This is a genomic window from Klebsiella sp. GB_Kp047, assembly GCF_040065235.1.
Classification (GTDB): Bacteria; Pseudomonadota; Gammaproteobacteria; order Enterobacterales; family Enterobacteriaceae; genus Klebsiella; species Klebsiella quasipneumoniae.
This window is the reverse complement of sequence record NZ_JBEAJG010000029.1, coordinates 97,088-111,549: the sequence shown is the minus strand read 5'-3', so window position 1 is coordinate 111,549 and position 14,462 is coordinate 97,088. Positions and strand designations below refer to the sequence as shown.

The window sequence follows — 14,462 nt, the reverse complement described above, 5'->3', positions numbered from 1 at the left end:
AAATGCTTGATATCGCTATTTTTCGCGCTAAGGTGTTGGCAGATTTTCAGCAAAGGAAGCCATCATGGCGAAAGCGGCGCGTGCAACCATTAGCGATGTGGCGAAAGCCGCAAAGACCGGCAAAACCAGCATTTCACGGTATCTTAACGGCGAGAAGCACCTGCTTTCCGACGATCTGTTATCACGTATTGAAAAAGCCATTGCCGAACTCGACTACCGCCCCAGCCTGATGGCCCGCGGCCTCAAGCACGGCCGCACCCGCCTCATCGGCCTGATCATCGCCGATATCACCAACCCCTATTCGGTCAATGTCATGAGCGGCATTGAAGCGGCCTGCCGGGAAAAGGGCTTTACCCTGCTGGTGTGTAACACCAATAACGAGCTTGACCAGGAGCTGCACTATCTCGACCTGCTGCGCAGCTATCAGGTGGAAGGCATCGTCGTCAACGCGGTCGGCATGCGGGAGGATGGCCTGAACCGCCTGCAGCAGTCGGCCCTGCCGATGGTGCTGATTGACCGTAAAATCCCCGATTTCGCCTGCGATGTGGTCGGGCTTGATAACGCTCAGGCCGCCACCACCGCCACCGAACACCTGGTGGAGAAAGGCTTTGAGGCCATCCTGTTTCTCAGCGAACCGCTGGGCTCGGTCAATACCCGCCGCGAGCGCCTGAGCGCCTTTCGCGCCACGCTCGCCCGCCACCACGGCGTGGTGGCCGAAAACGCCGAAGTACAGCTCAACGACGGCGCGATGATGGACAACGTCCTGCGCCAGTTCCACGCCCGCCACCGCGGGATGCGCAAAGCGGTGATCTCCGCCAACGGCGCGCTGACGCTGCAGGTGGCCCGCGCCCTGAAGCGCGTCGGCCTGATCTGGGGCAGCGATATCGGCCTGCTGGGCTTCGACGAACTGGAGTGGGCGGAGCTGGCCGGCGTCGGCATCACCACCCTCAAACAACCGACGTGGCAGATCGGCTACGCGGCGGTGGAACAGGTGATTCGACGCATTGCCGGCACTAACGACCCCATCTGCGAGCGGGTCTTTTCCGGCGAGCTTATCGTCCGCGGATCAACCTCCCGTTAACGATCCTTCGTGATGCCGATCATAAATTAAACATCTCGCCCTTTCTTATGGAACCGATACCATCTAGCGTAATAAGGAGATTAAGCAACAAACGCCGGGAGTAAGAGCGCGATGGCCAGAAAAATTATTGTCGTTACCGCTGCCTATGGTAATGACCATGTTAAATCCTTAGGCGGCCAGGCCGCCGTCCTGCCGTTTATCGCCGACGCCGGCGCGGACGGCGTCGAAATCCGCCGCGAGCTGTTCAGCGCCGAAGAGCTCAACGCCCTGCCGGCGCTGGCAGCCGCCATCGAGCGCCACGGCCTGCTGGCTTGCTACTCCGCGCCCCAGGCGCTGTTCGCCGACAACGGCGAGCTTAACCCGCATCTCCCGACGCTGCTCGCGGAAGCGCAGACCCTTAACGCCCTGTGGCTGAAGCTCTCCCTTGGCCATTTCCGCCACAACCAGCAGCTCGACGAGCTGCGCCATATCCTCAGCGACAGCGGCATGGCGCTGGTGGTGGAGAATGATCAGACCGACTGCGGCCAGCTGGCGCCGATGCAGCGCTTCAAAGCCGCCTGCCGGGTCCATCAGCTGCCGATCACCTTAACGTTTGATATGGGCAACTGGCTGTGGGTCGGCGATTCGCCGGAAGAGGCAGCCCGCCATCTTGCGCCGGCGGTCAGCTATATTCATGTGAAAGCGGCGGAGCCACATCAGGAGAAATTCCGCGCTGTGCCGCCGGATCAGGCCGCCGACCGCTGGCTGGCCCTGCTCGATAATCTTCCCGCCGACGCGCCGCGTGGAATCGAGTTTCCGCTGACTGGCCATGACCTGACGGCCGTGACCCGCCGCTACGTCAACCTGTTACGCGAGGAATAAGCCGTGGAAAATTTAGATGTCATCACCATCGGCGAAGCTATGGCCATGTTTGTCGCCACCGAAACCGGCGATCTGGCTGAGGTGGAGCATTTTATGAAACGTGTCGCCGGCGCCGAGCTGAACGTCGCCACCGGTCTGGCGCGCCTGGGTCTGAAGGTCGGCTGGGTCAGCCGCGTCGGTAACGATAGCTTTGGCCGCTTCGTACTGCAATCGCTGGCGAAAGAGGGGATCGATAGTCATGCTGTCGCCATTGATAACCGCTTCGCTACCGGTTTCCAGATGAAATCGAAAGTCGAAAATGGAACCGATCCCATTGTGGAGTATTTCCGCAAAGGTTCTGCCGCCAGCCATCTGTCGCCTGACGATTTTCGCGCCGACTACTTCACCAGCGCCCGTCATTTGCACCTGAGCGGCGTGGCCGCCGCGCTCTCTGAAAGCTCATATGCGCTGCTGGAGCATGCGGCGAAGGTCATGAAAGCCGAGGGCAAAACCCTCTCTTTCGATCCCAATCTGCGTCCGGTGCTGTGGAAAAGCGAAGCCGAGATGGTGGAGAAACTCAACCGTCTCGCCTTCCAGGCTGACTGGGTTTTGCCAGGCTTAAAAGAGGGCGTCATCCTCACCGGCCAGCAGACTCCGGAGGGGATCGCCGATTTCTATCTCTCGCGCGGCGTCAAGGCGGTGGTCATTAAAACTGGCTGCGACGGCGCCTGGTTCAAGAGCGCCAACGGCGAACAGGGAACGGTTGATGCCATTAAAGTCGAAAACGTCGTCGATACCGTCGGCGCCGGCGACGGCTTTGCCGTCGGGGTGATTAGCGCCCTGCTGGAAGGCAAAACCCTGCGTCAGGCGGTGAACCGCGGCAATAAAATCGGTTCGCTGGCGATTCAGGTCCAGGGCGACAGCGAGGGGCTGCCCACCCGCGAAGCGCTGGGCGAATAACATTTATACGCAACAATAACAGCCGCCCTGTACCCTACCTGCAGCGCGGCACAGCAGCGCCCGTTTCGACGGACGTATGTCACCTCATTGACAGAGGCAAGCCTATGAATAGCTCAACAAATGCAACGAAACGCTGGTGGTACATCATGCCTATCGTGTTTATCACGTATAGCCTGGCGTACCTCGACCGCGCCAACTTCAGCTTCGCCTCCGCGGCAGGCATTACCGAAGACCTGGGCATCACCAAAGGGATCTCTTCCCTGCTGGGGGCGCTGTTCTTCCTTGGCTACTTCTTCTTTCAGATCCCCGGCGCTATTTATGCAGAGCGCCGCAGCGTTCGCAAACTGATCTTTATCTGCCTGATCCTGTGGGGCGGCTGCGCCTCCCTGACCGGGATTGTGCATAATATCCCGGCGCTGGCGGCCATTCGCTTTATTCTCGGCGTCGTCGAAGCGGCGGTGATGCCGGCGATGCTGATCTATATCAGCAACTGGTTCACCAAATCCGAGCGCTCGCGGGCCAATACCTTCCTGATCCTCGGCAACCCGGTGACGGTCCTGTGGATGTCGGTGGTCTCCGGCTACCTGATTCAGGCCTTCGGCTGGCGGGAAATGTTTATCATCGAAGGGGTGCCGGCGGTGATCTGGGCCTTCTGTTGGTGGGTGCTGGTGAAAGATAAACCATCGCAGGTATCCTGGCTGGCGGAGAGTGAAAAAGCCGCGCTGCAGGAACAATTGGATCGTGAGCAGCAGGGCATCAAAGCGGTGCGTAACTATGGCGAGGCCTTCCGCTCCCGCAACGTGATCCTGCTCTGCGCCCAGTACTTTGCCTGGAGCATCGGCGTGTACGGCTTTGTACTGTGGCTGCCGTCGATTATCCGCAGCGGCGGCGAAAATATGGGGATGGTGGAAGTGGGCTGGCTCTCCTCGGTCCCATACCTGGCGGCGACTATCGCCATGATCGTGGTCTCCTGGGCCTCCGATAAAATGCAGAACCGTAAGCTGTTCGTCTGGCCGCTGCTGCTGATTGGCGGACTGGCCTTCATCGGCTCCTGGGCGGTCGGCGCCAACCACTTCTGGGTCTCTTACACCTTGCTGGTAGTGGCTGGTGCGGCAATGTATGCGCCTTACGGCCCCTTCTTCGCCATTATTCCGGAAATGCTGCCACGCAATGTCGCCGGTGGCGCCATGGCGCTGATCAACAGCATGGGCGCCCTGGGCTCCTTCTGCGGCTCGTGGTTTGTCGGCTACCTGAACGGTGCCACAGGCAGCCCAGCAGCTTCCTATATTTTTATGGGGGTGGCGCTTTTCGCCTCAGTATGGCTGACTTTGATTGTTAAGCCTGCTAATAATCAAAACCTTCCACTTGGCGCTCATCACGCCTGAACGACTCACACTACGGAGATTCGCATGAAGCCGTCTGTCATTCTCTATAAAACGCTTCCCGACGACCTGCAACAGCGTCTGGAGGAGCACTTTTCCGTCACTCAGGTGAAAAACCTGCGGCCGGAGACCGTTTCGCAGCACGCTGAGGCCTTTGCCCAGGCTGAAGGCCTGCTGGGCTCCAGCGAAAAGGTTGACGCCGCGCTGCTGGAGAAGATGCCGAAGCTGCGTGCGACCTCCACCGTGTCCGTTGGTTATGACAACTTCGACGTCGAGGCGCTGAACGCCCGCCGGGTGCTGCTGATGCATACCCCGACCGTGCTGACCGAAACCGTCGCCGACACGATCATGGCGCTGGTGCTGAGCACCGCCCGCCGGGTGGTGGAAGTGGCGGAGCGCGTTAAAGCGGGCGAATGGACGAAGAGCATTGGGCCAGACTGGTTCGGTACCGACGTACACCATAAAACCTTAGGTATCGTCGGCATGGGCCGCATCGGCATGGCGCTGGCGCAGCGCGCCCACTTCGGGTTCGGCATGCCGATCCTGTATAACGCGCGCCGCCAGCATCCGCAGGCGGAGGAACGTTTCAACGCACGCTATTGCGATCTTGATACCCTGCTGCAGGAAGCCGATTTTGTCTGCCTGATCCTGCCCCTGAGCGAAGAGACCCATCATCTGTTCGGCCAGGCGCAGTTCGCCAAAATGAAATCTTCCGCCATCTTTATTAACGCCGGGCGCGGCCCGGTGGTCGATGAACAGGCGCTGATCGCCGCCCTGCAGGCGGGTGACATTCACGCTGCCGGCCTTGATGTCTTCGAGCACGAGCCGCTGGCTAAAGATTCGCCGCTGCTGAGCCTGCCGAACGTCGTCGCGCTGCCGCATATTGGCTCCGCCACCCATGAGACGCGCTACAACATGGCGGCCTGCGCGGTGGATAACCTGATCGACGCCCTGAACGGCAAGGTCGAAAAAAACTGCGTCAATCCGCAGGTAAAATAAGCCATAAAAAAACCCGGGTAGCGGCGGCAATCGCCCTCCCCGGGTTCTTTTTTGCATTCTGTCCGTTATCCAGCCCGTTCGCCGCAGCTCACGTCAGCCAGACAGGGCATTAGCGGGTCGCGTTCACCGCCGCCGTCCATGCCTGATTAAACGCCTGATGCTGCGCCGCCAGCGGCCCAATCAGCGCATTGTACTGACTAGCCTGCTGGGAAGTCGGGAATTGAATGCCGTTGGCCACAAAGCTCACCTGGGTTCCCTGCTGGGCGACAAAATCCCCCACCTGAACCAGCTGCTGGGTAAAGATCTGCGCGGCCGGGATCAGCGGCTGCAGCGCGTCAGCTGGCGCCGTCACCACCTTGGCGTAAACCTGATCGAAGACCGGCTTGAGATCGTCCGCCTGCTTCAGCGCGCCATGCGCGGCATCGGCCTGCATTTTGGCATTCTGCAGCTGCTGGCTGAGCACGCCCAGCGCGCCGTTCGCCTGACGCAGCGGCTCGCGCTGGGTCATATAGTCCTGCGGAACGCGGATCGCATTGACGCTGTCCACTACCGGGCGCAGACCAGCGTCCATCGCCTGGCTCACCTGCTGCGAGTAGCCGTAGATCACCGCGTAGTCAGAGACAAACGGCCCAAACTGTTTTTTCTGATCGGCGGTCAGCGTCGGCAGTCGTTCACCGCTACGCATCGCCGTATTCTGCAGGAAGTCGATAAACGCTTTGCGCTGATCGCCTTCTTTATCAAAACACCCACTCAGGCTAACCACCATTAATAAGGCCGCCATAGCCGCAAACCAGCGAGAGCAGGACTTTCCTGTCGCCATTTTTTTACTCCTTTCAGCCAAAAAAAGCGCACAAAGACACACACGTGCCAGACGCTGACAAGGATAGTCCAGCTCGGCCTCGCAGGATACCCTTTACTGCTAATCTTACGCAGGAAAAACGCCATTCCGCACGCCGCTGCCGTCGCCTGGCGCGTCTGTTATGCGCATCACAAATATGCGCTTCAAATTAGACCGATGAATATCAATTAACTGATTGATATTTTTGCAATTTATAATCCACTGCCCAACACCGCGCCCTGAAGCGGACGATAATCGCACGCTTTGGCGCCCACGCGGATTGCCTGGTCAGCGCTTCAATGATTTGATGAATGAGCGATTAACGGCGATGCGTTCGATTATCGCACAAATCAATCTCAACGACGCGAAGGCGACGATAATAACAAACCTCTGTCCCTCGCTCAGTCTGCCAGGAAAGCCGTATGACTAAGACAACCATCGACATTCAGGCCTTTATCAACGAGCACCCCTTCACCCGCTACCAGTGGATGATCCTCGCGCTCTGCTTCATCACCGTCGCGATGGACGGGTTCGACACCGCGATCATCGGATTCATTGCCTCCGACCTGGTCCAGGAATGGGGCGTGGAAAAATCAGCCCTCGGCCCGGTGATGAGCGCCGCGCTGGTTGGCCTGGCGGTCGGCGCGTTAACCGCGGGACCACTGGCTGACCGTATCGGCCGCAAGAAAGTGCTGATTATGTCGATCGTGGTGTTCGGAGGATTCAGCCTGCTCACCGCCTTTGCCACCAGCCTTAACCAGCTGACGCTGCTGCGCTTCCTGACCGGCCTGGGCCTCGGCGCGGCGATGCCCAATGCCGCGACGCTAATGAGCGAATATGCGCCGGAGCGCCGTCGGGCGCTGCTGGTGAACCTGATGTTTGTCGGCTTTCCGATGGGCTCGTCGCTGGGCGGCTTTTTATCCGCCTGGATGATCCCGCACTATGGCTGGCAGAGCGTGCTGGTATTGGGCGGCGTGATGCCTCTCCTGCTGGCGGTAGCATTAATTTTCCTGCTGCCGGAGTCCGCCCGCTATCTGGTGGTGAAGCGTCAGCCGGCGCAGCGCATTGCCGCCATCCTGCGGCGTATCGCGCCGCTGCCGGAGACGGTGGAGTTTGAGCTGCACGAAGCAGGCCAGGTGAAAGAGAAGTCGGCCATAGGCGTCATTTTCTCCCCACGCTACGCGGTGGGCACCGTGATGCTGTGCCTGACCTACTTTATGGGCCTGCTGATTTTCTATCTCCTGACCAGCTGGCTGCCGCTGCTAATCCGCGAGACCGGCGCATCGATGAGTCAGGCCTCTATTATCACCGCCTTGTTCCCGCTCGGCGGTGGAATTGGCGTGCTGATCCTCGGCGCTCTGATGGACAAGATCAATCCCAATAAGGTGGTGGCCGTCGGCTGGCTGCTGACCGGCGTTTTCGTCTGTCTGGTGGGCTTCTCTACCAGCAGCCTGGCGCTGATGGGGGTGATGGTGTTTATCGCCGGCAGTATTATGAACGGCGCGCAGTCGTCGATGCCGGCGCTGGCGGCAGGCTTCTACCCGACACAAGGGCGCGCCACCGGCGTGGCCTGGATGCTGGGCATTGGCCGCTTCGGCGGGATCCTTGGCGCGTTCAGCGGCGCCTTCCTGATGCAAGCCCAGCTCTCGTTTGAGACCATTTTCACCCTGCTGGCTATCCCGGCATTCCTGTCAGCCATCGCGCTGCTGATTAAATATCGGGTCAGTAAATCAGCGCCGGCGGCGACAGAGGACGCGAGAGGTCTGCAGAAAGCCTGATCGACAAGCCGGCGTCCCGCGCCGGCTTTGCCGCTTTTTTCTTATCCGTTTACAAAAATTTTCGAAGCCACTCCATCGTATTAGTAATCATGCTCTTAGGCACCGCTGCCGTTCGGCTATTGGGGCTGATTCGATAACCTGCTGGCAAATAATCACGGGCGTTACCATCCTTGATGCTTTTTTCTGACTATTCTTAAAGAGCTTTAGAAAAATCTCTTCCGCTGTGTGATAAAAGGAGTTCTCAATGGAATATAAAGATCCCGTGTTTGAACTGCTGAGCAGCCTGGAACACATCGTTTTTAAGGACGATAATCAGACACTTACCTCAAACCGTAAGTCCACTGTGTTTAGTGAATTTGAACAGCTGCGTAAAGGCACTGGACTTAAGATTGACGACTTCGCCAACGCCATGGGCGTGAGCGTCGCTATGGTAAGAGAGTGGGAATCGAGACGGGTAAGACCGTCCCCCACTGAGCTAAAATTAATGCGCCTGATTCAGGCCAACCCGCAGCTTTCAAGGCAGTTACTCGATTAATCCCGAGCGCAGCGGTAAGGGCCAGCAAGGGAGCTTTTACCGCTGCACCGTAAAAAAAGTTTGCTATCAGGTGCTGAACGTGCGTTAATGCTCGCAGGTTTGATGTACAGACCACAGAGCAGTCGAATAGAGCAGTCCTTCTAAGGTTATCCAAAGATACCCCCGTAGTGAACTTTCCCTTTATCGCTTTAAATCTGTAGTCCAGACCGCTACGCCGCAAGGCTCACTTATTTTTTTAAAGGTAATTCACTATGTCCGGTAAAATGACTGGTATCGTAAAATGGTTCAACGCTGACAAAGGCTTCGGCTTCATCACTCCTGACGATGGCTCTAAAGACGTGTTCGTACACTTCTCTGCTATCCAGAACGATGGCTACAAATCCCTGGATGAAGGTCAGAAAGTCTCCTTCACCATCGAAAGCGGCGCTAAAGGCCCGGCAGCTGGCAACGTAACTTCTCTGTAAGTTCAAGCCGCTAAGAATCAAGAATCCCTGCCTGATGGCGGGGATTTTTTTATCTGTCGCCAACAGCCGCCAGCTTACGATGGCGGCTGTTGGGCATTCAGAGCCGGGTATAGCGCCAGCCCGTTTCCTCCCATGCCAGACTATGGGTCAGCCTCAGACCTTGTAAAAACGCCTCATCATGCGACACCACCAGCATCGCGCCGGGAAACGCCGCCAGCGCGCTTTCAATAGCCTGCGTCGATGCTAAATCGAGATGGTTGGTCGGCTCATCCAACAACAGCAGCTGGGCCGGATCGCGTCGCCAGAGTACGCAGGCCAGGGCCGCTTTCAGGCGTTCGCCGCCGCTGAGCGCCGACAGCGGCAGAGTGACCTTATCCGCGCCCAGCTGCAGCTGCGCCAGGCGGGTGCGCAGGAGGCCCTCATCCAGCGGGGTATCTTCCAGGCTCAGGTGCGCCATGACCGATAACGACAGATCCAGCTGCGTCAGATGTTGATCGAGGTAAGCGGCGCTCACCGACAGCCGGACATCGCCTGAGGCGGCCTGCTCCAGCCCCAGCAGCGTTTTCAGCAAAGTGGTTTTGCCACAGCCGTTCGGCCCCTTTAGCGCGATGCGCATCGGACCATCCACGCGCCAGTCCAGCGGCGCAGCCGGTGCATGGTCGAGCTGCAATGCTTCCACCACCAGCACCTGCTTGCCGGCGGCCACTTCGCTGCCTGGCAGGGTGAACATCACCGGCGTATCCTCTTCCACCCGCTCTCGCGCCTGCTGCACGGCGCCATTCAGACTGCTGTTCTGTTCACGATGCTGACGGCGCAGCGTTCCCGGACGCTCTTTTGCCGCGCCTTTGTACTTCACACGTTCAAAAGAGGCGATATTCAGGGTATCAATAGTACGCAATGTCTGCGCCGAGCGCCGCTGGGCGGCGTCATGCTCCTTTTGCATTCGCGCGCGGGTGCGTCGCCGCTCGGTCGTCGCATGGTCCAGCGCCGCGCGTGCGGCCTGCTGCTCCGCCTCACGCTGCCGCTGATATTCAGCATAGTTGCCGCCGTAGCTGCGCAGCGCCGTCGGCGTCAGCTCAATAATCCTCGGCATCCGCGTCAGCAGCTCGCGGTCGTGGCTGGCGATCAGAGCCCCGCCCTGCCAGCTTTCCAGCTGGTGATAGAGCCACTCCCGCCCCTGGCGGTCCAGATGGTTGGTAGGCTCATCCAGCAGCAGATAATCGGCGCCGGAGACAAAGGCGCCGCACAGCAGAGCCTTCATCCGCTCGCCGCCGCTGAGTGAAAAAGCGGGGCGATCGGCAGAGAACGGCGGGAGATCGGCTTCACGGAAAGCTAAACTCAGGCGATCGGTGAGATCCCAGTGGCCATCCAATAGCTCGAAATCGTCGGCCAGTCCATTACCCTGTTCCAGGCGGAACAAGGCGTCAAATACTGGCACATAGCCGAGAAGCGCGGCGAGGGTGGTCTCCGGCGTGAGCGTCGGCTGCTGCGCCACCCAGGCCACGGCGGCGGCGCGCTCGATATGGCCGCCGGCAGGAGAATCAAGGCCCGCCAGCAGGCGCAGCAGGCGCGTCTTACCGACGCCGTTCCGGCCGACCAGACCGCAAAGGGTCGGTTCCAGCGATAAATTTAGCGGACCAAACAGGGTCTGTCCCGTCGCAAACTGACAGGTGACCTGATGTAAAACAAAAGCGGGGATGTGGGCGCAATGAGCCATAAGCACTCCTGAATGAAATCAATACTCCCCTACCCGCAACATCTGCGAGGTAAGGCGTGAAATTCATCAGTCGTGTTTGTTCATTTGTGGGGCGCGCTCCAGTGAGACGAGGGATTCGTCGGGGCATAGGATAGCCACACTCCGCTATGAATTTCAAGCCCGTTTAATTCAACGGCCGTGTAAAAATAAAAAGGCCTCCTGATATCAGGAGGCAAAGGATTTATTTGGTGAACAATGAAAGGGTGCATTGAGAATACCTGACACCGCAAGCATGGTGGGGATAGATCCCCACCAGATGCTCTTACTGTTTAATATCACAGGCTAAGAATGCCACCAGCTCAATATTTCCCTGCCTGATCTGTAATTCACATAGCGAATCACGAACCATCCAGGTCAATAATAAAATAGTGAAGCAAATCACTACTAAGCCAAACAACAGATACTTTTGCGGCATTCCTCGCCTCCCGTGTTGATTTTCAACAAGTAAGAGGCTACTCTTATGGTGTTCATGCATAGGGGAGCCTCACTTTGATTACTATCAGGTGGGGCTTTTCTCTGTCTGCCTCCCGCTGAATACCTGAGACACACAGTCTCAAGCACCCGCCGCCATTCTAGCGTAAATACCTCGCGGAATTATGTTTATATATTCCTAAACATTTCTTATCGATGAATTAAAATAATGAAGATATCAATGACAGAATTATTAGCGGTTCACCTATTTATATTTCACGTATAAAAAAACCTGCCCTGAGGCAGGTCTTTTATTATTTCCGATACGCTTACTGCAGCAGAGAAATATCCGCTACCTGCAGGAACAGCTCGCGCAGTTTGGACAGCAGCGTCAGACGGTTGATGCGAACATCTTTGTCTTCAGCGTTAACCATCACGTTCTCGAAGAACTCATCCACCGGCTCGCGCAGGGCGGCCAGCTCAATCAGCGCATCCTGATAGCGGCCTGCGGCGAAGTACGGCTGCAGCTTGTCGCGCAGCACCACCAGATTGCCCGCCAGCTTAATTTCCGCCGCTTCTTTCAGCACCGAAGCGTGAACGATGTCGTTCAGCGTTTCGTCGGATTTCGCCAGGATGTTGGAGACACGCTTGTTCGCCGCCGCCAGCGCGGAGGACTCTTCCAGAGTACGGAAGTGCGATACCGCCTTCATACGCGCATCGAAATCCGCCGGGCGGGTTGGACGACGCGCCAGTACCGCCTGGATAGTGTCGACACCGTAGCCTTCGTCCTGATACCAGGCGCGGAAACGGCCCAGCATAAAGTCGATCACGTCATCGACCACGTTGGCGTTGGTCAGCTTCTCACCGTACAGACGCACCGCCTCTTCAGTCAGCGTTTGCAGATCGAGATTCAGGTTCTTCTCGACGATAATACGCAGGACGCCCAGCGCGGCGCGGCGCAGCGCAAACGGGTCTTTATCGCCTTTCGGGTGCTGGCCGATACCGAAGATACCCGCCAGGGTATCCATCTTATCGGCAATCGCCACCGCGCAGGCCACCGGGTTAGACGGCAGCGCGTCGCCGGCAAAGCGCGGCTGATACTGTTCGTTCAGCGCCACGGCCACATCTTCCGCTTCGCCATCATGGCGCGCGTAGTGCATCCCCATCACGCCCTGGGTGTCGGTGAACTCGAAGACCATGTTGGTCATCAGGTCGCACTTGGACAGCAGGCCCGCGCGGGTCGCGTGGTTCACGTCAGCGCCAATCTGCTCGGCAATCCAGCCCGCCAGCGCCTGAATGCGATCGGTCTTGTCGCGCAACGTCCCCAGCTGCTGCTGGAACAGCACGGTTTCCAGACGCGGCAGGTTGTCTTCCAGACGTTTTTTACGGTCGGTGTTGAAGAAGAACTCGGCATCGGCCAGACGCGGACGGACTACCTTCTCGTTACCGGAGATGATCTGCTGCGGATCTTTCGACTCGATGTTAGCGACGAAGATAAAGTTCGGCAGCAGCTTACCGGCGTTGTCGTAGACCGGGAAGTACTTCTGGTCGCCCTTCATGGTGTAAACCAGCGCTTCAGACGGCACCGCGAGGAATTTTTCTTCGAACTTCGCCGTCAGTACCACCGGCCATTCCACCAGCGAGGTGACTTCTTCCAACAGGCTTTCGCTCAGATCGGCTTTACCGCCAATCTTACGCGCCGCCTCTTCCGCATCGGCTTTGATTTTGGCTTTACGCTGTTCGTAATCGGCGATGACTTTACCGCGCTCCAGCAGGATCTGCGGATACTGGTCGGCATGGTCGATGGTGAATTCCGGCTCGCCCATAAAGCGATGGCCGCGGATCACGCGATCGGACGGAATACCGAGGATAGTAGCCGGGATCACTTTGTCACCCAGCAGCAGCGTGACGGTGTGAACCGGGCGCACGAAGTGGACGTCAGACGCGCCCCAGCGCATCAGTTTCGGGATCGGCAGCTTCGCCAGCGAGCTGGCAATCATGTTCGGCAGCAGGGCTTCAGTGCTTTCGCCCTTCACATGGGCGCGATACAGCAGCCACTCGCCTTTGTCCGTGGTCAGACGTTCGGCCTGATCGACGGTGATACCGCAGCCGCGCGCCCAGCCTTCGGCCGCTTTGCTTGGCTTGCCTTCGGCATCGAACGCCTGGGCAACGGCCGGGCCGCGTTTTTCCACTTCGCGATCGGCTTGCGCCGCCGCCAGGTTGGCCACCTTCAGCGCCAGACGACGCGGGGCGGCAAACCATTCCACTTTACCGTGCGCGAGGCCGGCGTTATCCAGCTCCGCGGTCACGTTCGCAGCAAAAGATTCCGCCAGGCTGCGCAGCGCTTTTGGTGGCAGCTCTTCAGTGCCGATTTCCACCAGAAAAGTATTCTCAGACATGGCCGCCTCTTATTTATTCTTGTTGCACATCGGGAAGCCGAGCGCTTCACGGGAAGCGTAGTACGCTTCCGCCACTGCTTTCGTCAGGGTGCGAATGCGCAGGATATAGCGCTGACGCTCGGTGACGGAGATGGCTTTACGCGCATCCAGCAGGTTGAAGCTGTGAGCCGCTTTCAGAATACGCTCGTAGGCCGGCAGCGGCAGCGGGGTCTCCAGCGCCAGCAGCTGCTGGGCCTCTTTCTCATACTGCTCGAAGCAGGAGAAGAGGAAATCGACGTCGGCGTATTCGAAGTTATAGGTGGACTGCTCCACTTCGTTCTGGTGGAACACGTCGCCGTAAGTGGTTTTCCCCAGCGGGCCGTCGCTCCAGACCAGGTCGTAGACGCTGTCGACGCCCTGGATGTACATCGCCAGACGCTCCAGACCGTAGGTGATCTCGCCGGTCACCGGCTTACACTCCAGGCCGCCCACCTGCTGGAAGTAGGTGAACTGCGTCACTTCCATGCCGTTGAGCCACACTTCCCAACCAAGACCCCAGGCTCCCAGCGTCGGGTTTTCCCAGTTGTCTTCGACGAAGCGAATGTCGTGAATGGTCGGGTCCATACCCAGCTCTTTCAGCGACCCGAGGTACAGCTCCTGGATGTTGTCCGGAGAAGGCTTAATCACCACCTGGAACTGATAGTAATGCTGTAAACGGTTCGGGTTTTCGCCATAGCGGCCATCGGTTGGACGACGGGAAGGCTGTACGTAGGCGGTCGCCATCGGCTCCGGCCCTAACGCGCGCAGGCAGGTCATCGGGTGAGAGGTGCCGGCGCCGACTTCCATGTCCAGTGGTTGAACAATGGTGCAGCCCTGACGAGCCCAGTAATCCTGTAAGGTCAGGATCAGGCCCTGGAAGGTCCTGGTATCAAACTTTTGCATATGATTTCGTGCTGGATACGTGTGGATTTAAAGGAAGGAGTCAGTATACCCGCTGGCTGCGAGATATACAGTACGAAACGGCGTAGTTTCAGGAAAAC

Annotated in this window: 13 protein-coding genes; 8 read left to right on the top strand and 5 right to left on the bottom strand. The window is 58.3% G+C overall.

Annotated elements, in window-relative coordinates; genetic code table 11:
- The first annotated feature begins 64 nt into the window (after positions 1-64).
- The 5 genes from ABLV76_RS11345 to ghrB all read left to right on the top strand — a co-directional run bounded on the left by ABLV76_RS11345 (position 65) and on the right by ghrB (position 5,262).
- A complete protein-coding gene (locus ABLV76_RS11345) occupies positions 65-1,081 on the top strand; it encodes a LacI family DNA-binding transcriptional regulator (RefSeq protein ID WP_004205002.1) in 1,017 nt (338 codons plus the stop codon).
- 111 nt (positions 1,082-1,192) lie between these two features.
- Positions 1,193-1,942, top strand: a complete 750-nt coding sequence (locus ABLV76_RS11340; protein ID WP_017900019.1) for a hypothetical protein — start codon at positions 1,193-1,195, stop codon at positions 1,940-1,942.
- Between the two features lie 3 nt (positions 1,943-1,945).
- Positions 1,946-2,881 carry a sugar kinase gene (locus ABLV76_RS11335; protein WP_049004413.1) on the top strand — a complete coding sequence of 312 codons (936 nt, stop codon included), beginning with the start codon at positions 1,946-1,948 and terminating at the stop codon, positions 2,879-2,881.
- 104 nt (positions 2,882-2,985) lie between these two features.
- Positions 2,986-4,266, top strand: a complete 1,281-nt coding sequence (locus ABLV76_RS11330) for an MFS transporter (protein ID WP_004205006.1) — start codon at positions 2,986-2,988, stop codon at positions 4,264-4,266.
- A gap of 24 nt (positions 4,267-4,290) precedes the next feature.
- Positions 4,291-5,262, top strand: coding sequence for a glyoxylate/hydroxypyruvate reductase GhrB (gene ghrB / locus ABLV76_RS11325; protein WP_130939570.1), 972 nt, complete (start codon positions 4,291-4,293; stop codon positions 5,260-5,262).
- Positions 5,263-5,371: 109 nt separating this feature from the next.
- Here the strand turns inward: ghrB and ABLV76_RS11320 are convergent, their stop codons facing one another.
- A complete protein-coding gene (locus ABLV76_RS11320; protein WP_002921929.1) occupies positions 5,372-6,082 on the bottom strand; it encodes a DUF3053 domain-containing protein in 711 nt (236 codons plus the stop codon).
- 440 nt (positions 6,083-6,522) lie between these two features.
- On the opposite strand from ABLV76_RS11320, the gene ABLV76_RS11315 reads away from it, so the two are divergent.
- The 3 genes from ABLV76_RS11315 to cspA all read left to right on the top strand — a co-directional run bounded on the left by ABLV76_RS11315 (position 6,523) and on the right by cspA (position 8,877).
- Positions 6,523-7,878 carry an MFS transporter gene (locus ABLV76_RS11315; protein WP_017900021.1) on the top strand — a complete coding sequence of 452 codons (1,356 nt, stop codon included), beginning with the start codon at positions 6,523-6,525 and terminating at the stop codon, positions 7,876-7,878.
- 244 nt (positions 7,879-8,122) lie between these two features.
- The gene (locus ABLV76_RS11310) at positions 8,123-8,413 is read left to right on the top strand and encodes an HTH-type transcriptional regulator (protein WP_004205010.1); all 291 of its coding nucleotides are present in this window, start codon (positions 8,123-8,125) and stop codon (positions 8,411-8,413) included.
- A gap of 251 nt (positions 8,414-8,664) precedes the next feature.
- Positions 8,665-8,877 (top strand): RNA chaperone/antiterminator CspA, encoded by a 213-nt coding sequence (gene cspA, locus ABLV76_RS11305; protein ID WP_000014594.1) that lies wholly within the window; start codon positions 8,665-8,667, stop codon positions 8,875-8,877.
- Positions 8,878-8,974: 97 nt separating this feature from the next.
- On the opposite strand, the gene ABLV76_RS11300 is transcribed toward cspA, so the two are convergent.
- The 4 genes from ABLV76_RS11300 to glyQ all read right to left on the bottom strand — a co-directional run bounded on the left by ABLV76_RS11300 (position 8,975) and on the right by glyQ (position 14,364).
- Positions 8,975-10,594 carry an ATP-binding cassette domain-containing protein gene (locus ABLV76_RS11300; protein ID WP_130939568.1) on the bottom strand — a complete coding sequence of 540 codons (1,620 nt, stop codon included), beginning with the start codon at positions 10,592-10,594 and terminating at the stop codon, positions 8,975-8,977.
- Between the two features lie 301 nt (positions 10,595-10,895).
- Positions 10,896-11,048 (bottom strand): type I toxin-antitoxin system toxin HokA, encoded by a 153-nt coding sequence (gene hokA, locus ABLV76_RS11295; RefSeq protein WP_004205012.1) that lies wholly within the window; start codon positions 11,046-11,048, stop codon positions 10,896-10,898.
- 325 nt (positions 11,049-11,373) lie between these two features.
- Positions 11,374-13,443: a glycine--tRNA ligase subunit beta gene (gene glyS, locus ABLV76_RS11290; RefSeq protein WP_004205013.1), complete on the bottom strand. Its 2,070-nt coding sequence runs from the start codon at positions 13,441-13,443 to the stop codon at positions 11,374-11,376.
- A 9-nt stretch (positions 13,444-13,452) separates the two neighbouring features.
- On the bottom strand, positions 13,453-14,364 hold the full coding sequence (gene glyQ, locus ABLV76_RS11285; RefSeq protein WP_004205014.1) for a glycine--tRNA ligase subunit alpha: 912 nt from the start codon (positions 14,362-14,364) through the stop codon (positions 13,453-13,455).
- Positions 14,365-14,462: the final 98 nt, after the last annotated feature.